Origin of the sequence: Petroclostridium xylanilyticum (assembly GCF_002252565.1) — a bacterium.
Taxonomy (GTDB): domain Bacteria; phylum Bacillota; class Clostridia; order SK-Y3; family SK-Y3; genus Petroclostridium; species Petroclostridium xylanilyticum.
On sequence record NZ_NPML01000018.1, the window covers coordinates 97889 to 118471 of the forward strand.

The following is a 20583-nucleotide window of genomic DNA, read 5'->3' on the forward strand; positions in this document are numbered from 1 at the left end:
AATATTGTAGGATATAGATAATGAAGAGTAATAATGGGAGGTTTATGATGGATAACTTAAAAGTTCTTTTTGCATCTTCTGAAGTAGAACCTTTTGCTAAAACGGGAGGATTGGCTGATGTAGCAGGTTCTCTGCCTAAAGCACTTAAAAAGCTGGGTGCAGACATCAGGGTGGTTATGCCTAAATATAAGGGAATCCCCCAAAAATTTGTCCAACAAATGGAATATATCGGATATATTTATGTAGATGTAGGCTGGAGGCATCAATACTGTGGACTGTTAAAAACCGAATATGACGGGGTTACAGTGTACTTTATTGATAATGAATATTACTTCTATCGAGACGGCCTCTACGGTTATCACGATGAAGCAGAACAGTTTATCTTTTTCTCTAAAGCATTGATTGAAATGCTCCCCCGCATTGATTTTAAACCGGATATTATTCACTGCAACGATTGGCAAACCGGAGTAGTAAGCCTGCTTCTAAATGCTCATTATAAACGTCATGATTTTTATAAGGATGTAAAGACGGTATTTACAATACATAACCTGAAATACCAGGGTATATTCCCAAAGGAAGTGCTAACTGACCTGATGGGAATCGGATGGGAATACTTCACCCCTGACGGCATAGAATTCTACGACCACGTTAACTGCTTAAAAGCAGGACTAGCCTACTCAGACATTATCAACACAGTAAGCAAAACTTATGCAGAAGAGATTAAGTACGACTTTTTTGGTGAGAACCTTCAAGGGATCATTCGAAAGCGTTCCAATGATTTATACGGTATTGTAAACGGAATTGATGTCGAAGTTAACAATCCAGCTACAGACAAAAGGCTGTTTGTTAATTACGATGTAGAGCATCTGGAAGGAAAGTATGAAAATAAGCGGAGGCTGCAGGAAAGCCTTGGGCTGCCGGTCAGAGACGATATTCCCATTATCGGAATTATCTCCAGGCTGGTTGCACAAAAAGGCTTTGACCTTATTGCCTGTGTATTGGATGAAATTCTTAGAGAGGATGTCCAGCTTGTAGTGCTGGGTACCGGTGAATACCAATATGAAAATATGTTCCGCTGTGCTGCTGCCAATTATCCTACCAAAGTATCCGCCAACATCCTGTACGACGGCACCCTGGCCCAGAGAATCTATGCCGGAAGTGATATGTTCCTCATGCCGTCCCTCTTTGAGCCGTGCGGACTAAGCCAGTTATTCAGCCTGCGTTACGGCACAATTCCAATCGTAAGAGAGACCGGTGGATTAAATGATACCATCCAGTCCTATAATGAGGTCACCGGAGAAGGGAATGGCTTTAGCTTCACCAATTACAATGCCCATGATATGTTATACACCATCAGGCGGGCGATACATTTTTATTATAACAAGGATGTATGGAGTAAACTCATTAAAAGAGGAATGCGGCAGAATTTTAGTTGGGATAAATCGGCGAGTGAATATATTGAGTTATATCATAAAGCACTAGATAAAATGCACTAAGTATTTTGCATGATTGGTCAAAAATGATACATGGGGACACACCGCTCGTACTTCACGGAATGTCCCCAAGTCTCATTTCTTCTGCGTTCTAATTGTATAATTTCCCAGGCAAGAACAAAAACGAAGGAAACACACATAATGTGCGACCTTCGTTTCTTAATCTTAATCTCAATCTTAACGTTTTGAGAATTGTGGTGCTCTTCTTGCACCTTTGAGTCCGTATTTCTTTCTTTCTTTCATTCTTGGGTCTCTTGTCAGGAAACCTGCTTTTTTGAGAACAGGCTTGAACTCTTCATCAGCCTTTAATAATGCCCTTGCAACACCGTGTCTGATAGCTCCTGCCTGTCCGGTGAAGCCTCCACCGATAACCTTTGCAATGACGTCAAATTTATCAAGAGTCTTGGTAAGTGTTAAAGGTTGTCTAACAATAACCTTTAAAGTTTCCAATCCAAAGTAATCATCTATTGGTCTATCATTGATTGTAATGTTGCCATCACCGGGTACCAATCTAACTCTAGCTACTGATTTTTTTCTTCTTCCTGTTCCATAGTATTGAACTTTTGCCATTGATAGTCCTCCTCCCTCTCTCCTATTATATTTCCTGAGTCCATACTTCAGGTTTTTGAGCTTGATGGTTGTGCTCCGTACCTTTGTACACCCTCAATTTTTTTAGAGCTTTTCTACCAAGAGAGTTATGGGGAAGCATTCCTTTAACTGCCAGCATCATTGCTCTTTCAGGTTTAGTTGCCAGTAAATCTCTGTACTTTATTTCCTTTAATCCGCCTGGGTGTAAGGTATGACGTCTGTACAGCTTTTGATCCAGTTTTTTACCGGTCAATACCACTTTGTCCGCGTTAATTACAATTACGTGATCGCCTGTATCAACATGTGGTGTATATGTTGGTCTGTGCTTTCCTCTAAGAATTCTAGCTACCTGTGAAGCTACTCTACCAAGAGGTTTGCCTTCGGCGTCTATGATGTACCATTTTCTGTTGATTTCATTGGCTTTAGCCATGTAAGTACTCATCTGATTCCCTCCTATTTATTCATAAACGTATATACACTAATATCAGTGTACTCCTGTCCATAACCTTGAAACTGTCAATTGTGAGTTATATGTTACCAATTCGACTTGCTTAAGGCTAGCATTGACACGTATCATATTTTAATATATAAGCCTCACCATGTCAAGGACTTTTTTTCATTTTTTTAATTTATCATCATTATCCTTTCATTTTAAGGGTAAAATGTCCTTTTTTCTTCTTCTAGGTACGGCGTCATTTCATTTTTTCAATTTGTTCACGGTTCACGGTTCGCTGTTTGCAGATTGCTTGCCATCATGATTCAGACGAACAATACCGTAATTATTTCTAAATATTTCTAAAAATTCGACGTGTTTAAAACATTGATTAAAGTCATCGGAATAGTGTATAATTACTGTGAACTATGAACTGTGAATTGTGAACTGTGAACTAAATTTATGAAAGGAAGATCTTATGAAGCGTATTCTCAGCTTAGTACGCAAGGCTGTTGAGGATTATGACATGATTGAGGACGGCGATAGAATCGCTGTAGGCGTATCCGGTGGGAAGGATAGCCTGACCCTGCTTAGGGCATTAAAGGCTCTGCAGAGGTTCTATCCTAAGAAGTTTGAACTGGAAGCTATTACTCTTTCCATGGGTTTTGACAACTTTGACCTGTCCGGTGTCCGGAAAATGTGTGAGGAACTGGGGATAACCTATACCGTAAAGCCTACAAATATTGCAGAGGTTATCTTTGATATACGAAAAGAAACCAATCCCTGCTCATTATGTGCGAAAATGCGAAGGGGAGCCTTGCATGATGTTGCGCTTGAGCTTGGCTGTAAGAAAGTTGCATTGGGACATCACCATGATGATGTGATTGAAACTTTCTTCTTAAGTTTGTTTTTTGAAGGCAGGATTAATTGCTTCTCTCCGGTAACTTATCTGGATAGGAAAGGTATATACCTTATCCGTCCCATGATTTATGTACCGGAAAAGGAAATCAAAGGTTTTTCCAGAAGGATGGAACTGCCTGTAGCATTCAATCCATGCCCGGCTAACGGTAATACCAAGAGGCAGTATATAAAGGATTTATTAAAGGCTTTGAATAGGGAAAATAAAGGATTAAAAGACAGGTTGTTCGGAGCAATACAGAGGTCTGAAATTGATGGATGGAAATTAGAAAGAGACTGACAGGGGGGCATTCCCCAACAAAAATATCCCCTCCCTGTCAGCCTGTTCTCCCAGCTCAGATAATCTTTTTCGCTCTTAAGGTTTGAATAGCTATTTCATGGGCACCGTACATCTGCCCTAAAATGTCTATCTTATTATTCATTCTAACCTGTTCTTCTTTTATCTCTTTGATTTCTTCTTTTATCTCTTTAATTTCCTCTTTCATCTCTTTAATTTCTTCTTTCATTTCTTTCATATCTTCTTTTATCTCTTTGATTTCTTCTTTTATACCGTTGATCTCTTCTTTTACATTTAACTCAAATTTTTCCATCGAGTCAAATAACCGCTCAAACATATTTCTAATTTCAATATCCATATCATCCGCTCCTTTCATATGTACCCAATTTATTTTTTACCGGAATATTTTCTGACTGTATCTTATCATACGGTTTAAAATTTGTAAACTGTAATGCATAAGTAAGTTCATTTAATTTATTTAAAGAATTTTAATTATTTACTTATACTTTTTTTTTTGATAAAATTAACTTTGAATTTATGGATTATGAGTGGGAAAATAAAAATACAGGAGGTTATCAGCTCATGAAAGTCAGAAAAGCAATTATTCCGGCTGCAGGACTGGGTACCAGATTTCTGCCTGCTACCAAGGCGCAGCCTAAGGAAATGCTCCCTATCGTAGACAAGCCTACTATACAATACATTGTTGAAGAAGCTTGTGCTTCAGGAATAGAAGATATCATTATTGTTACCGGAAGAAGCAAAAGGGCAATCGAAGACCATTTTGATAAATCCTATGAATTGGAATCCGAGTTGCAAAAAAGCGGTAAGGAAGACCTGCTGCAGCTGGTCCAGAACATATCCAACATGGCGAACATCCATTATATCAGACAAAAGGAACCCCGCGGATTGGGACATGCCATATATTGCGCAAAATCCTTCGTAGGCAATGAACCTTTTGCAGTACTATTGGGCGATGATGTAGTGGATGCGGAAGTTCCCTGTTTGAAACAGATGATTGATGTATTCAATGAGTATAAAACAAGCATCCTTGGGGTGCAAACCGTCCCCGATGAAGATGTATCAAAATACGGAATTGTCAACTGCAAGCATGTGGAAGATAGAGTATACAAGGTTAAAGACCTGGTTGAAAAACCCAAAAGAGAAGAAGCCCCTTCCAATATCGCTATACTGGGCAGATATATCATTACCCCAAAAATCTTTGAGTGCCTGGAAAACACCAACCCCGGTGCCGGCGGTGAAATCCAATTAACCGATGCCCTCAAAGACCTGTCCCACATGGAAGCCATGTATGCCTATGACTTTATCGGCAGACGGTATGACGTAGGCAACAGGATGGGATTCCTGGAGGCGACGGTGGAATTTGCCTTAAAGCGGGATGATTTGAAGGATGAGTTCAGGGCATACCTTAAAAGAATTATAGATTGAGATAAAGATAAAGATAGAGATAGAGATTTTTAACTTCCAATCTGTGTCTTTATCTTTACCTTTCTTAATAATTACGGACGCTATTAATCGTTTTCCGCAATCCCTCAGCCAACATTACTTTCGGCTCCCATCCTAAAAGCTGCCTTGCCTTGCTGTTGTCGAGGGTGCTGTGTTTGATATCCCCTTTTCTTTCTTCACAGTAAACAGGTTTTCCGGCAAATCCTATAATACTGCTCATCAAGGAAAATAGTTCATTTACAGTTGTCTTCGTATTGGTGCTAATATTCATAATCTCATTATTCCCAAGCTGTAACGCCTTAACATTCGCCTCAGCAATATCCCCAACATAGATGTAATCCCTGGTCTGCTCACCATCCCCGAAAATCATAGGCCTTTCCCCGTTCAGCATTCTATTGGTAAAGATAGACACAACCCCTCCCTCACCCTTGGGATCTTGTCTAGGACCGTATACATTCGCATACCGGAGAATCGTATACTTAAGCCCATGTAATAAGCTATATGCTTTTATGTAGTGTTCCGGCGTATGCTTTGAAATACCGTAATAGGAGATGGGATCGACAGCATGATTCTCATCCACCGGCAAATAGTTCGGGACACCATATACCGCAGCGGATGACGCATAGATAATCTTTTTTATACCGTATTTTACACATTGTTCAAGAATGTTAACAGTTCCCAAAATATTCACATCTCCATCAAAGGCCGGCTGTCTGATGGACATCTGCACATCTATCTGTGCTGCATGGTGAATAACAATTCCCGGCTTTTGCAATTCAAATATACGGTAAAGTTCCTGATCTCTAATGTCTATATTATAAAAGGCAGCACGTCCGTTTATATTTTCAATATTACCAGTAGACAGATTATCCACCACCACTACCTCATGTCCACCTTCAATTAACTTATCAACAATATGGGAGCCAATAAACCCGGCTCCCCCTGTAACCATAATCTTCATCTCAGACTTCCTTCCAATTATTTTATATATTTTAATCTAATCATTAAATACCGGCTTTAAATCAATTACTAAATCTTCAAACAGACTTACTTTCACTTTATCCTCTTCTGAATAAATTTCAGGTCTTCCATATCTTTTATTATTTTCAAGAATAAAGACACTGACAAGCTTTCCTTCCGGCTCGACAATCCAGTATTCCTTTACACCTGCTTTTTCATATTTATTAAACTTCTCAAGCCTGTCTTTCTTAACTGAAGAGGGGGATAAAATTTCAATAATCATGTCCGGTGTTCCTTTACACCCTTTATCATCAAGTTTAGACTGGTCACACACGATAACGATATCAGGCTCTACCACTGTTTTTATATCTTTTTCATCTTTCTCATCGCCTTTTGGTAATCGTACACAAAAAGGCGCATGGTAAACTCTGCAAGGTTTTGCTTTTAAATAGTTATAAATTTGTGAAAACAGTTCTCCTGATATTTCCTGATGAATTCTTGAAGGAGTTGCCTGCATGTATGGTATGCCATCAATAATTTCCCATCTTTCATCTTCCGGCCAGGCCAAATAATCTCCGTAAGTGTAATTGTTATATTCGTTTTTTGATGGCAGTGGCATTTGCTTCACTCCTTTAGTATAAATATTTTCTAAGTTCTGATATATCATTAATATCAAGGATATCTAATGCCAGGATGTCCAGTGCAATAGCGTCCATTTTCATGATTTTTTCCTTTCCATTCTATCACATCTTCCATCTGTTGTAAATCCACCATATATCAAACACTTGTTCGTGTCAATGGATAAATATTAATCCTTTCTGCATCTGTAGTGCAAAAAGGATTGCCAAATATCTTAATGCGCATGTTAAAATTATAGATATTCTGTTCTTTTTTCTTCCTTCAATCTGTCCACAATTTTTTTGACATCCTGTGCTTTATCCTTAGGACAAACAAGCAGTGCATCATCCGTATTAACTATAATCATATTTTCCAGTCCGACAGTGGCAATCAACCTCCCACTGCCGTACACAATGCAGTTCTTTGTATCCACCCCGACGTAATCCGCTCTTACGATGTTGCCGTTCTCATCAGGCGGAAAGATAGCCCCAAGGGCATCCCAACTGCCCACATCATTCCAGCCAAAGTCTCCCGGGATTACCAGCACTTCATTGGAGCGCTCCATGATTCCGAAATCGATGGAGATGTTCTGAAGCGTGGGGTAAATCTGTTCCAGGACTTCTTTTTCCTTATCCGTGCCAATAAACTCTGTAAATTCCCGGATGCGGTCATAAATTCTGGGCAGAAACCGTTTAAAGTTTTCAATAATAACCGATACTTTCCATACAAACATACCACTGTTCCATAGATAATTCCCTGAAGCTATATACTGCTTTGCCTTATCAAAGTTAGGCTTTTCTACAAATTCCAATACTTCAAATACGTCTTCGCCATAAGGCTTGTATTTGTTGAAATTAATGTATCCATATCCTGTAGAAGGAAATGTCGGTTTAATTCCAAAAATACCGCCTTTAAATCAATTACTAAACTCCAACACCAAAATATTTGAAGCCCATGGCTTCTACTTCATGTTTGATATAAATATTTCTTAGATCAAAAAATAAAGGCTTATTAAGCAGCTTTTTCAATAACACCAAATCCATATTTCTAAATTCATGCCATTCAGTTACAATTACCAGTGCATCAGAGCCTTCTGCCACATCATATGCGTGTTTACAATACCGGATATTCTCCTCTATATCGGCAAAAACTTTTCTCGCTTCCTTCATGCCTTCCGGGTCATAAGCCCTTATTCTGGCTCCTTCAGCAACCAAATCATTTATAATGGCAATAGACGGAGCTTCCCGCATATCATCGGTCTCCGGCTTGAATGTCAGCCCCAGAACCCCTATCGTTTTACCTTTTAAATCTCCCACCTGGTTTTTGATTTTATCCACCATGAGATGCTTTTGTCTTTCATTTGCCTCAACGGTTGTCTCAACCAGTGACATCCTGCATCCATATTTCCTGCCTATCTCTACCAATGCCCTTGTATCCTTGGGAAAGCAGCTTCCCCCATAACCCGGGCCGGCATGTAAAAACTTGGGGCTGATGCGTCCATCCCTTCCCATCGCCTTTGCCACCTGCTGTACATTGGCGCCTACCTTTTCACAGAGATTTGCAATTTCATTGATAAAAGTAATCTTTGTTGCCAAAAATGCATTGCAAGCATACTTGATCATCTCGGCCGTTTCAATATTTGTCACAATAAACGGGGTCTCATTAAGGTAAAGGGGCCTGTATACCTTTTTCATAATTTCTGCCGCTTTTTCACTTTCCACTCCCAGTACCACCCGGTCAGGATGGGTAAAATCCTGAAGCGCTTTACCCTCCCTTAAAAATTCAGGGTTGGATACCACATCAAACTCATAATTTACGCCTCTTGATTCCAACTGTTCACGAATAATCCTTTTTACCTGCTGCCCAGTTCCGATGGGTACCGTACTTTTATCTACCACTACCTTGTATTCATTCATGTACTTCCCGATATCAGCAGCTACTTGATATACATAAGACAAATCTGCTTCTCCGTTTGCTGCCGGCGGCGTCCCAACGGCAATAAAAATAACTTCTGAATTTTCTACCGCATACTGCTTGTCCGTTGTAAACTCAATCCTGTTGTTTTGCCTGTTACGCTCCAAAAAAGTCTCCAATCCCGGTTCATAAATAGGAATCCCTCCGCTATTAAGCAAATCAATTTTTTCTTTATTAACATCTACACAGATAACATTGGACCCAAAATCAGCAAAACACACGCCGGACACAAGACCTACATAACCTGTACCAAATACACTAATCCTCATAGCTGCCCTCCTGTGAGTGATAGATTCATATTCTCATGATTCTTTACCTTTTCTCTAACTCAAATTATAGATATTCTGTTCTTTTTTCTTCCTTCAATCTGTCCACAATTTTTTTGACATCCTGTGCTTTATCCTTAGGACAAACAAGCAGTGCATCATCCGTATTAACTATAATCATATTTTCCAGTCCGACAGTGGCAATCAACCTCCCACTGCCGTACACAATGCAGTTCTTTGTATCCACCCCGACGTAATCCGCTCTTACGATGTTGCCGTTCTCATCAGGCGGAAAGATAGCCCCAAGGGCATCCCAACTGCCCACATCATTCCAGCCAAAGTCTCCCGGGATTACCAGCACTTCATTGGAGCGCTCCATGATTCCGAAATCGATGGAGATGTTCTGAAGCGTGGGGTAAATCTGTTCCAGGACTTCTTTTTCCTTATCCGTGCCAATAAACTCTGTAAATTCCCGGATACGGTCATAAATTCTGGGCAGAAACCGTTTAAAGTTTTCAATAATAACCGATACTTTCCATACAAACATACCACTGTTCCATAGATAATTCCCTGAAGCTATATACTGCTTTGCCTTATCAAAGTTAGGCTTTTCTACAAATTCCAATACTTCAAATACGTCTTCGCCATAAGGCTTGTATTTGTTGAAATTAATGTATCCATATCCTGTAGAAGGAAATGTCGGTTTAATTCCAATTGTTATTAATTTATCCGTTTGCTCAGCCAAAACCGCAGCTTTTTCCAATATATTGGTAAAACCTTGCCCATCAGTAATATAGTGGTCAGACGGAAACACACACATTACTCCATCTCCATATTTCTTCATCAGAACCAGCGCAGCATATATAATACACGGAGCCGTATTTCTTGCGGCCGGTTCTACCAGTATGTTATCATGCGGTACATATTCCAAGAGCACATCTTTTATCAATTTCTCCTGTACTTGATTTGTTACAATAAATGAATGTTCAAAGGGTATAATTCCATCATATCTTTTAATCGTTTCATTAATCATTACATCATTTCCACTGATGTTAAGTACCTGCTTAGGTGTAGTCTGACGGCTTAAAGGCCAGAAACGGGTACCGCCTCCTCCGGCCATGATAACAGCATATCGATTCACAGTATACCCCCTTCCATTATATTACTAATATCAAGGATATCCAATGCAACAGCATCCATCTTCATGATTTCCCTTATTATGGGCATCTATATCCATTTTATCATACATTCCATCTATTGTAAATCTACCATGTGCCAAACTGTTGTTGGTTTTAACAAGTAAATATTAATCCTTTCTGCATTTGTAGTGCAAAAAGGATTGCCAAATAGCTTAATGTGTCAGTTTTTTATGATACTCATTCAATATGCTCCGCCTTTTCTTAATAAAACAACACCTACAGTTTTAAAAATTAATTTTATATCCAACCATATCGACCAATTGTCTATATATGCTGTATCCAGTTTTACGATTTCTTCAAAATCATTAATTGCATTTCTACCGCTTACCTGCCACATTCCTGTAATACCAGGTTTTATACTGAGTCTTCTCCAGTGATAATGTTTATATCTCTCAACCTCGTCCAATGTAGGAGGTCTTGTCCCCACAAGACTCATATCACCTTTTAATACATTCCAAAACTGCGGAAGTTCATCTATACTGGTAGCACGTATAAATTTACCGACTTTAGTAATTCGTGGATCATCTTTAATTTTAAAAATTGCTCCATTCATCTCATTCTTAGCCATGAGTTCCTTTTTTCTTTCTTCGGCATCCATATACATTGAGCGGAATTTATAACATTTGAAAATCCTTCCATTCTTCCCAACTCTTTTTTGTGAAAAGAAAATGGGACCAGGAGATTCAATAAGTATGGCAGGCGCTACAAAAATGAACACAATAGCCGTAATTATAATTCCCACAAGCCCTCCGGCAATATCCAAGAGCCTTTTTAAAAACAACTGCCATTCATCTAATGAAACTGTATGGAAAGTAACTACAGGCAACTCTCCAATCGTACCAATTTTAGTTTTTGCTATTTTAAAATCAAATAAGTCTACAATCATATTCATTGTAATTCCCATTGCTTCACATTCAAGTACATAAGGTTCTATCTTGTTAAATGAATCTTTTGGTATTGCTAATACAACTTCATCTATTACATACTTTCTTATAATAGATATGATATTATTAATATTTCCAAGTACATTTAATTCTTTGTTATATTCATCCTTATCATTTACTTTTACATACCCAATAATGTCAATTAATAGATTTGAATTATCTTCAACATACCGAGTAAACTGATGTGCAAGCAAATCAGTTCCTACAATCAATATTCTTTTATGATTTCTTTTTGTCTTATTGGCATAATGGAAAACAATTTTGATACCTAGTCGTTCAATAGCTAAAAGAATAAAATTCACTACCGCAAAAATCCCATAAAATAGTCTACTGAAGCTATTGTCTTTCATAAAATAGAAAATTGCTGCAATTGTAATTACCGCAAGTGCTATAGAAGAAAATAATTTTAAAAAAATAGAGAAAAAAGATTCTTTATTTTTTAACTCATAATTACCAAAAATATAAAGACAAATTGGCCAGAGAGATAGCATCACCCAAAGAACCCACAGGTATTGATTCAATGTTCCTATTCTGCTATAGTTTTTAGCAAACCAATGATTCCTTAGATAATATGCTAGAAAAAATGACATACCTGTAAGTATGATATCTATAAGAATTGTAATTCTTTTAATAAAACTTAATGTCCCCCTATCCATCAGTTATCCTCCACTTTTACATTTTAGCCCCTTTTTATATATAGTTATTTTTATATATATTTTTACGGTTTTTACAACAAATTTACGTAAAAATTAGTTGAGAGTTTAAATTATTTATATTTATAAATATTTAGAAAACCTCTTTTAAGATTTTCATGTATAGTTGTTCAGTCTGCTTACTAATGGAGTCCCAATTATATTTTGTCAAAACATATTCCTCTACTAATTTTCTTTTTTTATAAACTTCATCAGGATTATTAACCAAAAAAGATAAAATCTGAGATAAGTTTACATAGTTCTTGTTCTCGAATGTAAAGCCTTTATCCTCTATTACCTCTAGGTTTTCATCAATATTGCTTACAATAGAACATTGTCCATAACTCAGAGCTTCTAATAAACTTATTGGTAGCCCCTCTATTTCAGAGGGCAAAACATATACATATGCATTTGTAAATAATTCACTTAATTCTTGTCCTTGAACATGACCTGTAAAAATAATATTTTTATTATTACCTGCCAAACTTTTTAACTTTTGCTCATAGTCGCTTGAATGACTGCTGCCCCCTGCAATGACTAATTTCTTATTAGTTAATATTTTATTATAAGCTTGTAGCAGGTAATGTACACCTTTTTCTGGAACTAACCTTGCCAAAAAAAGAATATATCCATCTTTTTGTAATCCGTATTTATTTTTTATTATTTCAGGTTCTTTTTTTAGTGGCGTATTTACACCGTTAGGTATAAATTGACTGTCTCTCTTATACTTATCATAAAGATATTTTTTCAAAGTATTAGATACAACTATAGTTTCATGCGGTATCTTACAAGCTGCTATTTCTCCCAACTTCAAATACATTTTAGCAAACTTTCCCCACTTCTCTCTTTTCCAATCCAATCCGTGAATAGTACACACAACCTTGCGAGCAAATATTCTAGGAATAAAGCTCATAGTAGAGGGACCAATAGCATGATAATGAATAATATCAAACTCTTTAAACAAGCTATGTACTGAGGATATAAAAGTATGAGTTATTGCGTCCAGATGTTTACTATTTATAGTAGGTAGCGGTATCAATTTCATACCTTTGTATTCTTTTAAACTCACATCAGTATAATGCGGTCTCGTATAAATATAAACTTCATGCCCCATACCTGCCAAACGTTTTCCTATCTCTTCTACATGAATCTCTATTCCACCAGCTCTAGAAGAAACACCTTTTTGTCCAATCATTGCTATCTTCATACTAATCACAGATCTCCTTTCGCCATTTATTTCTTAAAATCCACCTTATTGGAAGCAAAATAGATTTTTTCATGGCAGGAGCTGCACTACCAACCATCCAACAGTTTTTAGTACAGTTTTTAACAGCTTCTCGGACTTCTTTAGCTTCTTCACCATTCCAGATTTCATCAAATGTTTTTTCTTTAATATTGCCCATTGACATATCCATACCATTGCATGGTTTAATATTACCAAATGGATCCATAAAAAACACATCAGTTCCCATCTCACATGGGAGGAATCTGTTATTTCCTCTAATGTAATTTACTAATCCTTCATTAAAGTACGCCCTAAACCACTCTTTAGGATTTTTGCTCCTTAACATCCTCTGCTCCAATTTTCTAAATTCTTGAATTACCATTTCCTTATCTTCAATTTTGTTATCAAATTTATGAAAATAATATGAATTATGAACTGTAGCAGTTGCAAATTCCAGCCCCATCATTTCTGCTAATGTATAGAGTTCATTTAAATCCTTTGCATTTCTATCCGATACCGTTATTCCAAATCCAATATCTTTTAAACCCAATTCATGAAGTTTAAGAAGTGTTCTTAATCCATGATCAAATCCATCTTTTATTCCTCTTAAATCATCATTTGAACTAGGTAATCCCTCAATGCTAACTCTAACTCCTATATTCGGATACTTTTTTGCTACATCAACTATCCTTTCTGTAAAATATCCATTTGTACTAACAACAAGTCTTTTTGTTTTCTTCAAAACAATAGCAATTACGTCCTCTATATCTTTTCTTAGAAAAGGCTCTCCTCCTGTAATATTTGCAAATTTTAAACTTGAAGGTATTTTTTCTATGTCTTGTGCAGTTATTTCCTCTTCACTTTTACTTGGAAATTGCCATGTATTACACATATAACACTTTGCATTACATTTATAAGTAACAGCTATTAAAGCTTCCATTTACCTGCCCTCTTTTCTATGAATTGCTTCATTGTATATGTTCATAATCTTATCATAATATAGGTCTATAGAAAATCGTCTTACTTTCTCTCTACACTTAAATGAAAATTGATTCAAAATATCTCTATTATTATATAAATATTTAATTTTTTCAAGCAAGTCTAAATCATTCCCAGGTTGAAATAATAATCCATCAACACCATCCTCTATAAGTTCAGGAATACCTCCTATTTTTGCACCTATAACAGGAATACCTAAGGCTTGCGACTCCAGTACAGACATTGGACAATTCTCATACCATTCTGATGGATATACTGTAAATAAACTATCTTGAATAAGTTTTGTCAATTCCTCTCCACACTTAAATCCTACATATTCAAGGTTAGGGTGCTTTGTAAGTTCAACTTCTAATGGTCCTCCACCAGCAACAATAAATTTAATATTTTTTAATTTATCTATTGTTTTCAAGAGTGTATTAATCCCTTTTTCGCGAGATAGTCTACCAAAATAAAGCACATGGTCTTTTTTATTTACTTGTTTATTTCCAGGTATCTTTCCTATAAAATTATGCAATACTTTAATCTTGTCTCTGTCTATGCCAAATTCTATTATTTTATCAGCAATAAACTGACTTGGACAAATAAACGTATTAACATAGTCATAGGTTTTTAGCTTATAATATAAAAATCCTTCAAATGCACCAAGTATACTTCTTACTATTGATCCATGTATGCATTTTGTTTTAATACAATTTATATACTTCCTACCTTTACATTTTTCACAAATCTCACCAGTCTGGAAGTTATATAGTGAATGCGCAGGGCACACGATAGCAGGGTCATGAATTGTCTGGACTACAGGAATACCATATTTTCTAAATTCATAAATTATTGAAGGAGTTATTTGAAAATTGTAATTGTTTAAATGAACTACATCAGGTTTAAATCTTTCAATTACCTGCTTTACTTTTATTCTTGCCTCTCGTGAATAAATAATCTTAAAAGGATAAACTAAGTGTTTTATAGACCTCTTATGAAAGTTCATATTATTTACTAATAATTCAGGATCTGTATCTACAATATTTCTTTCATCAAACATTCCAAAAAATTCAACTTCATTTCCCTGCTTCATTAAATAGTCAGACAATTGAAACATATAAGTTTCACTTCCTCCATTAGGATAAAGAAACTTATTTACCATCAAAATCTTCATAGTATTCACCTTTTTCTAACAATAAATAAAAATATATATTATCTATGCATAGCTATAGCTTCTGCAAAAACTTTCCGATAAAAAGGTAACTGAGTAACCCAAGATAGCTCTTTCTCTGCAAACTTTCTTGCCTTCTTCTTTAATTCATTGTAATCCTGTAAAGGCATGTCAATTAGCACGTCAATTAATTTACTAATTTCTCCGACATTTTTAGGATTAACAATAAAACACGCATCCTGCTCACTTACAGGTATATACTGTTCATATCCTTTAATGCCTATAATACAAGGAATTCCAGATGCAATGCTTTCCGCAAGTACAGTAGTAAAAGCAGGCGGATTAGTCATATTAGGAATTACTATCAAATCAATTTTACTATATTGAAGTGGCATATCTTTATTGCTTATATGACCCATCAATTTTAAATTCTGAGGAATACGCGGTATCAACTTTTCTCTCTCAAATTCACTAGTAAACTCTCCTATCGCCGTAAAGCCTAACTGCTTATTTTTAATATATCGGCAAGCTATGTCTATGAATGTATCAAATCCTTTATTTTCTGCTAATCTACCAACATACCCAATATTAAATATTTTTTTATTTGTACTTCTTTCAGTAAATACAAATTTATCTAAATCAATAGGCTTTGGCTTTACTATAATTTTATTAGGATCAAGATTATATTTGTTAATTAGTCTTTCTTTGCCTCCATTACTATAAGTTATAATTTTTGATACATTGTTTGCTACAATTTTTTCTATCCACCTAAAAGCCATCATTCTTCCACCATCAGCACAATCTATCCATACAACAGGAATATTAAATAACTTACTGGCTATAAAGTTTAAATAACTTCTAGGAGTTAGTGTTGTGTAATTTGATTCGAAAATAATATCCGGTTTTATCTTTTTAACTTTAGAAATATATCCTATAGGAATTTGAAAAAAATTCGTAGACTCTACCTTTTTGAAATAAATTATTTTTTTATATAATCGAATCGAACTATAAAAAACAAACTTAAGGTTTTCTGGTATATATCCTAATATCTTTTCTACATTATTAATCTGAAAGTATTTTTGATTAAACAGCTTTTCATCAGCATAGCTATTAATCTTAGGACAAAGAAATATATACTCATCATTATACTTTTTACTTAAAAGATAACCTAATATTAGGTCTTTATGTCCTCTATATAATTCAATAAATTCGTGTGAATCAAGTATTCTCATAGCAACTCCTTTTTCAAAATAACACTAATATTAATTTTTTTATATGCTACCATTTGACATGAACTGCTCAGCAAGCTTGGATACAGATTATGAAGTCTTCCAAACCGCCCGAAACCAAACCTTTAACTATTATAAAAATTATACTTTCGCAATAGTTTTTTTAACACAGAAAAGAAGTAGTAGGAAATATGTCTAAAAGCAGTTTAATCCTATTTTTTATATAGGCTACATTAGGTGTGTTAATGACTATTCTACCTCCTGGTTTTAAAATCCTATTGATTTCAATCATCGCCCTAAATATATCTGGTATATGTTCAATTGTATCTGATATCAAGACACAGTCTAAAAAATTGTCATTTAACTCTTCGATATACTCTTGAATATTGCGATTTAATATTAAATGTTTATATGCTTTAAGTGCTTGTTTTGCATGCTCTACCCTGGAACTTGCAAGTTCAATTCCATAAAGCTTTTTATACCTATGCCTTAGATTATAAAGGACTGTCCCATTCCGCATCCAATATCTAATACACTATTTCCATTTCCTGCACAAAACAAAATACCTTCATATCTATTAGTAGACCACTTTCTTATACACAGATCAACTTTTCCTAAACTTTCATTTTCATATATTTTTGAGCAAGTAGTCTCCAAACTCATCATGTTTGCCACCTTTATCATTTATTATCTATCTCTAATATTTGACTTTAGCTGCTTCCTTTTGAGAAGAGTTTTCTTTGAAACTGGTGTTCTTTTACGTAAAGATTGTACGATAACATTTATTAATATAACGCAGTCAAAAACAAAAAATAAATTATTATTTTTTAGCGAATCATATATATATATGATTGTTTTTCCAATTGTTTGTAAAAGAGCAATATGGATAGGATAGTATTTCCATGCTACCCTAATATCATTAAAAAACTGTCTCTTTATAATTTTTTTTCTATTTCTCTGTTCATGTGACGCTTTATGAAAGATAATTGCTTGTGGAAAATATAAAATGTTATAACCATACTCTAGCGCACGTAAAGCAAGATCACTCTCCTCTGCTTGTCCAAAAAAATCGTTTGGATATAGGCCAACTTTATCAAATACTTCTTTTTTAAAAGCACTTGCCCCTCCAGAAAACAAATGAGTGTATCTCTCTTTATCAGATATATCTACATAAAATTTGCTAGGATCTTCTATAATTTTCGCCTGTACTATTCCAAGCTTCTCTTCCGCAGTAATTCTAGTAACTATCTTGTTTAAACTGTGTGGCTCAATAATTGCATCATTATCCAGAAAAAATAAAATCTCCCCTGAGGAATTTACTATACCTACATTTCTTCCCTCTGGACATCCTAAGTTATGAGGTAAGTGTATTAATTTTACTTCTGGATAAGTCTTTTTTATTGCTTGTGGGGTTCCATCTGTAGAAGCATTATCTACAACTATTATTTCAATGTTTTTATAGGACTGTTTGTAAATTGAATCTATACATTCTAAAGTATCTTCTTTTCTATTCCATGTTAGAATAATCACACTAACTAGAGGATCATTAATATTCATTTTTGAGCACTCCCATATAAATTTTTTCTATTTTTTTTACATTTATTTCAGCACTAAACATATCTTTTACTTTAATTGCTGCATTTTCTATAAGCTTTTGCTTTAACTGCTGATTTCTTATCAACTTTAACATTGATTGTGTAAGTGCTTCTACATTCCCTGGTGGTACTAATAACCCATTAACTCCATCTTCTATTATTTCAGGTACTCCACCTACAGTAGTCGCAATAACAGGTTTATTTGCAGCCATTGCTTCAACAATTGCTATCCCGAAACCTTCATACAATGAGGGCAGTACAAATACATCTGAATAATGTAATATATTAGGTATATCTTTTCTTTCTTCAAGAAAAACTACTTTTTCTGATATGCATAATTCACTACATAAATCCCTCACCTGTTCTAATAGTGGGCCACCACCTACTAGTAACAAGATATAGTCATCTACTTTGTATTCTGTAATAAGCTTATAGAAGGCTTTAATTAAATAAATATGTCCTTTTTCTTCATAAAATCTTGCAATTGTTAAAACGACTTTCTTAGCGCTATCAATATTTAACTTAGCTTTGTGGGCATATTTAAATTTATCATAATCAATAAAGTTATATACAAGTCTTATATCTTTTTTAAGAAACTCAAAATTTTTTAGATAATAATGTTTAACTGCCTTAGAAATTGCAATATTAACCGTAGGTTTTACTTTTAAGGAAAAATACTCTATATACTTTTTAATCTTATCTTTTAAGGCTGTACTCTCTAGCCAGGGGTCAGTACTATGAATTGTGGTTACAATCCGAGTCTTCAAGCCAAAAGTTGCAAAGCGTGCAATAATACTCGACTCGTATAAGTGTGTATGAACAATATCATATTTTTCTTCTTTAACAAGTTTTCTTAATTTCTTAATACAATATACCATTATTTTGATATCACTAATTTTAAAAGGTGGCGCTTTAAAATCATAAATTTTTATGTTCATGTTTTCTATTTCTTGTTTGAGAGGTTCACTCCGCCTAAGACAGCAGACATCTACTTGAAATCTTTTTCTATCTAAGTGTTTTAATGTAGTCACTAATAAATTCTCTGCTCCCCCTAAGCCTAAAGAATTTATTAAATACAATATTTTTGCTCCATTTGATAATTCAGCTTGCATCTTTTCATTCATTCCCTTCAATATCTAACACAGTATCCCCTCTAGATAAACCAAGCAAAAACATGAAAAAACCTAAGAAGCTTGCAAATGAAGAAACTACAGAAAACGTTTCCTGGGTTATTAAAGTAATTAGTATTCCTGTATAGGCAAATATTAGACAATAATTATATTTTTTTAGTAATGGAATTGTACTTTTTTTATAATTCTTCAAAATATACATATATATTTTGATAAGCAAAATTATAAAGGATATCAATCCTATAATGCCTGTTTCACCAAGTACTGTTAAGAAATTATTATGTGCTCCCCAGCCACCGGTTGTAGGATATAAAAAGTATCTAAAACCCATAAAACCTACTCCAAAAAATAATTGTAATAAACTATCAGGATAGTACTGAAAAAATTTATACCAAATAATGAATCTACTTCCTAAAGTAGTACTACTTATATCTCTTGAAAAAATCTTATTAATGTATAAAAATAAGTTGCTATTCTGTAACAATATATATATATATATAATAGTAATTGGAAGAAGAAATATAATATATTTTCTATATTTTTTATTAGACATAATAAATAAGAATAACGAAATTATAAATACTCCAATGGCTGCCATAGAATACGAATAAATGATTATTACTATAAATAATATAATGCTAGATAAATAACATATTTTTACTAAAAAGTTTTTGCTACTTTCAAAAAGTGCTAAAGTAACAAAAATTACTATCATCATATATATACCTAGATAAGCATAGTGAAAAGATAAATATCCTGTAATACCGCTTGTATACTGATCTCCGGTAATATTTTTGCCTATTTTAGCATATTCGTAAGTATAGGCAGCTAATATTGAATATTTTTGTAATAAGCCTATTATTGAAGTAAATAAACCTGAAATCCATACAATTTTTAAATAATTTTTAATATCTTTATCTTCTATAAAAGTCTGCACGAATATAAATATGGAAAAATATTGACTAATTTTAAAAACATGATAAATAGCATATTTTATTGCTGTAGCATCATTATATTGAAATACACTTGCTAAAGACATAATTATAGCAAATACATAAAACACTATGGGATAGAAAAGCTTATTTTTCCTTAAAACAATTTTTCTTGTAAGCATCTTTAATAAAAAAGATATTAGAACTATAAAATAAAAAATATCATCTAAACGTATAAAAATACTTGGACCAAAATTTGTTTTAATAATAGGAATAGTAAAACAAAAAGAAAAAAGTAATGCATGTAAAATATATCTTATATCTAATGTTATCAAGAAAATAAAACTTAAGCTAACTACCAATGCAATTCCAATTTTAATATTTAGTAAAGATAATATTACTGCAATTAATCCAAAAATTAAGAAAGAAAATTGCATTTTATTCTTTTTTACATACAAACTAAAATGATTAAACATGAAACTCCTTGTCACCTTTCA

21 protein-coding genes are annotated in these 20583 nt (G+C 34.4%); 3 read left to right on the top strand and 18 right to left on the bottom strand.

Features of this window, described 5'->3' with window-relative positions; translation table 11 throughout:
- Positions 1 to 47 precede the first annotated feature (47 nt).
- Positions 48 to 1496: a glycogen synthase GlgA gene (gene glgA, locus CIB29_RS10430; RefSeq protein ID WP_094549460.1), complete on the top strand. Its 1449-nt coding sequence runs from the start codon at positions 48 to 50 to the stop codon at positions 1494 to 1496.
- Between the two features lie 174 nt (positions 1497 to 1670).
- On the opposite strand, the gene rpsI is transcribed toward glgA, so the two are convergent.
- Positions 1671 to 2063 (bottom strand): 30S ribosomal protein S9, encoded by a 393-nt coding sequence (gene rpsI / locus CIB29_RS10435; protein ID WP_094549462.1) that lies wholly within the window; start codon positions 2061 to 2063, stop codon positions 1671 to 1673.
- A 25-nt stretch (positions 2064 to 2088) separates the two neighbouring features.
- Entirely contained in the window at positions 2089 to 2523 is a 435-nt protein-coding gene (gene rplM, locus CIB29_RS10440; protein ID WP_094549464.1) for a 50S ribosomal protein L13, read from the bottom strand.
- Positions 2524 to 2992: 469 nt separating this feature from the next.
- Between rplM and CIB29_RS10445 the strand changes: the two genes are divergently transcribed.
- Positions 2993 to 3712: a tRNA 2-thiocytidine biosynthesis TtcA family protein gene (locus tag CIB29_RS10445; RefSeq protein ID WP_242965159.1), complete on the top strand. Its 720-nt coding sequence runs from the start codon at positions 2993 to 2995 to the stop codon at positions 3710 to 3712.
- A gap of 55 nt (positions 3713 to 3767) precedes the next feature.
- Here the strand turns inward: CIB29_RS10445 and CIB29_RS10450 are convergent, their stop codons facing one another.
- Entirely contained in the window at positions 3768 to 4067 is a 300-nt protein-coding gene (locus tag CIB29_RS10450; protein WP_094549466.1) for a hypothetical protein, read from the bottom strand.
- 224 nt (positions 4068 to 4291) lie between these two features.
- Between CIB29_RS10450 and galU the strand changes: the two genes are divergently transcribed.
- On the top strand, positions 4292 to 5155 hold the full coding sequence (gene galU / locus CIB29_RS10455; RefSeq protein ID WP_094549467.1) for a UTP--glucose-1-phosphate uridylyltransferase GalU: 864 nt from the start codon (positions 4292 to 4294) through the stop codon (positions 5153 to 5155).
- A gap of 64 nt (positions 5156 to 5219) precedes the next feature.
- Here galU and CIB29_RS10460 read toward each other — a convergent pair whose 3' ends face one another.
- The 15 genes from CIB29_RS10460 to CIB29_RS10525 form a co-directional block, all read right to left on the bottom strand.
- On the bottom strand, positions 5220 to 6134 hold the full coding sequence (locus CIB29_RS10460; protein WP_094549469.1) for an SDR family oxidoreductase: 915 nt from the start codon (positions 6132 to 6134) through the stop codon (positions 5220 to 5222).
- Between the two features lie 36 nt (positions 6135 to 6170).
- Positions 6171 to 6752, bottom strand: a complete 582-nt coding sequence (locus CIB29_RS10465) for a Uma2 family endonuclease (RefSeq protein WP_094549471.1) — start codon at positions 6750 to 6752, stop codon at positions 6171 to 6173.
- A 252-nt stretch (positions 6753 to 7004) separates the two neighbouring features.
- Positions 7005 to 7655 (bottom strand): sugar phosphate nucleotidyltransferase, encoded by a 651-nt coding sequence (locus CIB29_RS10470; RefSeq protein WP_094549473.1) that lies wholly within the window; start codon positions 7653 to 7655, stop codon positions 7005 to 7007.
- A gap of 19 nt (positions 7656 to 7674) precedes the next feature.
- Positions 7675 to 8994: a UDP-glucose dehydrogenase family protein gene (locus CIB29_RS10475; protein WP_094549475.1), complete on the bottom strand. Its 1320-nt coding sequence runs from the start codon at positions 8992 to 8994 to the stop codon at positions 7675 to 7677.
- Between the two features lie 64 nt (positions 8995 to 9058).
- Entirely contained in the window at positions 9059 to 10132 is a 1074-nt protein-coding gene (locus CIB29_RS10480) for a mannose-1-phosphate guanylyltransferase (RefSeq protein ID WP_094549477.1), read from the bottom strand.
- A gap of 239 nt (positions 10133 to 10371) precedes the next feature.
- Entirely contained in the window at positions 10372 to 11790 is a 1419-nt protein-coding gene (locus CIB29_RS10485) for a sugar transferase (RefSeq protein ID WP_094549479.1), read from the bottom strand.
- A gap of 130 nt (positions 11791 to 11920) precedes the next feature.
- Complete coding sequence (locus CIB29_RS10490; RefSeq protein WP_094549481.1) at positions 11921 to 13033, bottom strand: glycosyltransferase family 4 protein; 1113 nt, start codon at positions 13031 to 13033, stop codon at positions 11921 to 11923.
- Position 13034: 1 nt separating this feature from the next.
- Positions 13035 to 13991, bottom strand: coding sequence for a radical SAM protein (locus CIB29_RS10495; RefSeq protein ID WP_094549483.1), 957 nt, complete (start codon positions 13989 to 13991; stop codon positions 13035 to 13037).
- Positions 13992 to 15191: a glycosyltransferase gene (locus CIB29_RS10500; RefSeq protein ID WP_242965161.1), complete on the bottom strand. Its 1200-nt coding sequence runs from the start codon at positions 15189 to 15191 to the stop codon at positions 13992 to 13994. It abuts the gene before it with no gap.
- 50 nt (positions 15192 to 15241) lie between these two features.
- Positions 15242 to 16432, bottom strand: coding sequence for a glycosyltransferase (locus CIB29_RS10505; protein WP_094549487.1), 1191 nt, complete (start codon positions 16430 to 16432; stop codon positions 15242 to 15244).
- A gap of 160 nt (positions 16433 to 16592) precedes the next feature.
- Entirely contained in the window at positions 16593 to 16949 is a 357-nt protein-coding gene (locus CIB29_RS10510; protein ID WP_094549489.1) for a class I SAM-dependent methyltransferase, read from the bottom strand.
- On the bottom strand, positions 16919 to 17113 hold the full coding sequence (locus CIB29_RS18895) for a hypothetical protein (RefSeq protein WP_198543834.1): 195 nt from the start codon (positions 17111 to 17113) through the stop codon (positions 16919 to 16921). The genes CIB29_RS10510 and CIB29_RS18895 overlap by 31 nt, the downstream gene beginning before the upstream one ends.
- Positions 17114 to 17116: 3 nt before the next feature.
- Positions 17117 to 17986 carry a glycosyltransferase family 2 protein gene (locus CIB29_RS10515; protein ID WP_094549491.1) on the bottom strand — a complete coding sequence of 290 codons (870 nt, stop codon included), beginning with the start codon at positions 17984 to 17986 and terminating at the stop codon, positions 17117 to 17119.
- The gene (locus CIB29_RS10520) at positions 17976 to 19148 is read right to left on the bottom strand and encodes a glycosyltransferase family 4 protein (RefSeq protein ID WP_094549493.1); all 1173 of its coding nucleotides are present in this window, start codon (positions 19146 to 19148) and stop codon (positions 17976 to 17978) included. The genes CIB29_RS10515 and CIB29_RS10520 overlap by 11 nt, the downstream gene beginning before the upstream one ends.
- The gene (locus CIB29_RS10525; RefSeq protein ID WP_198543835.1) at positions 19141 to 20544 is read right to left on the bottom strand and encodes an O-antigen ligase family protein; all 1404 of its coding nucleotides are present in this window, start codon (positions 20542 to 20544) and stop codon (positions 19141 to 19143) included. Before CIB29_RS10525 ends, CIB29_RS10520 begins: the two co-directional genes overlap by 8 nt.
- Positions 20545 to 20583: the final 39 nt, after the last annotated feature.

Bases quoted from the DNA above. Each gene is read 5' to 3' on its own strand.
- CIB29_RS10500 (WP_242965161.1), bottom strand. From the start codon at position 15,191: ATGGTAAATAAGTTTCTTTATCCTAATGGAGGAAGTGAAACTTATATG.
- CIB29_RS10465 (WP_094549471.1), bottom strand. From the start codon at position 6,752: ATGCCACTGCCATCAAAAAACGAATATAACAATTACACTTACGGAGAT.
- CIB29_RS10475 (WP_094549475.1), bottom strand. From the start codon at position 8,994: ATGAGGATTAGTGTATTTGGTACAGGTTATGTAGGTCTTGTGTCCGGC.
- CIB29_RS10505 (WP_094549487.1), bottom strand. From the start codon at position 16,432: ATGAGAATACTTGATTCACACGAATTTATTGAATTATATAGAGGACAT.
- CIB29_RS10445 (WP_242965159.1), top strand. From the start codon at position 2,993: ATGAAGCGTATTCTCAGCTTAGTACGCAAGGCTGTTGAGGATTATGAC.
- CIB29_RS10485 (WP_094549479.1), bottom strand. From the start codon at position 11,790: ATGGATAGGGGGACATTAAGTTTTATTAAAAGAATTACAATTCTTATA.
- CIB29_RS10520 (WP_094549493.1), bottom strand. From the start codon at position 19,148: ATGAATGAAAAGATGCAAGCTGAATTATCAAATGGAGCAAAAATATTG.
- rpsI (WP_094549462.1), bottom strand. From the start codon at position 2,063: ATGGCAAAAGTTCAATACTATGGAACAGGAAGAAGAAAAAAATCAGTA.
- CIB29_RS10510 (WP_094549489.1), bottom strand. From the start codon at position 16,949: ATGCGGAATGGGACAGTCCTTTATAATCTAAGGCATAGGTATAAAAAG.
- CIB29_RS10450 (WP_094549466.1), bottom strand. From the start codon at position 4,067: ATGGATATTGAAATTAGAAATATGTTTGAGCGGTTATTTGACTCGATG.
- CIB29_RS10495 (WP_094549483.1), bottom strand. From the start codon at position 13,991: ATGGAAGCTTTAATAGCTGTTACTTATAAATGTAATGCAAAGTGTTAT.
- CIB29_RS10515 (WP_094549491.1), bottom strand. From the start codon at position 17,986: ATGAATATTAATGATCCTCTAGTTAGTGTGATTATTCTAACATGGAAT.
- rplM (WP_094549464.1), bottom strand. From the start codon at position 2,523: ATGAGTACTTACATGGCTAAAGCCAATGAAATCAACAGAAAATGGTAC.
- CIB29_RS10460 (WP_094549469.1), bottom strand. From the start codon at position 6,134: ATGAAGATTATGGTTACAGGGGGAGCCGGGTTTATTGGCTCCCATATT.
- glgA (WP_094549460.1), top strand. From the start codon at position 48: ATGGATAACTTAAAAGTTCTTTTTGCATCTTCTGAAGTAGAACCTTTT.
- CIB29_RS10490 (WP_094549481.1), bottom strand. From the start codon at position 13,033: ATGAAGATAGCAATGATTGGACAAAAAGGTGTTTCTTCTAGAGCTGGT.
- CIB29_RS18895 (WP_198543834.1), bottom strand. From the start codon at position 17,113: ATGATAAAGGTGGCAAACATGATGAGTTTGGAGACTACTTGCTCAAAA.
- galU (WP_094549467.1), top strand. From the start codon at position 4,292: ATGAAAGTCAGAAAAGCAATTATTCCGGCTGCAGGACTGGGTACCAGA.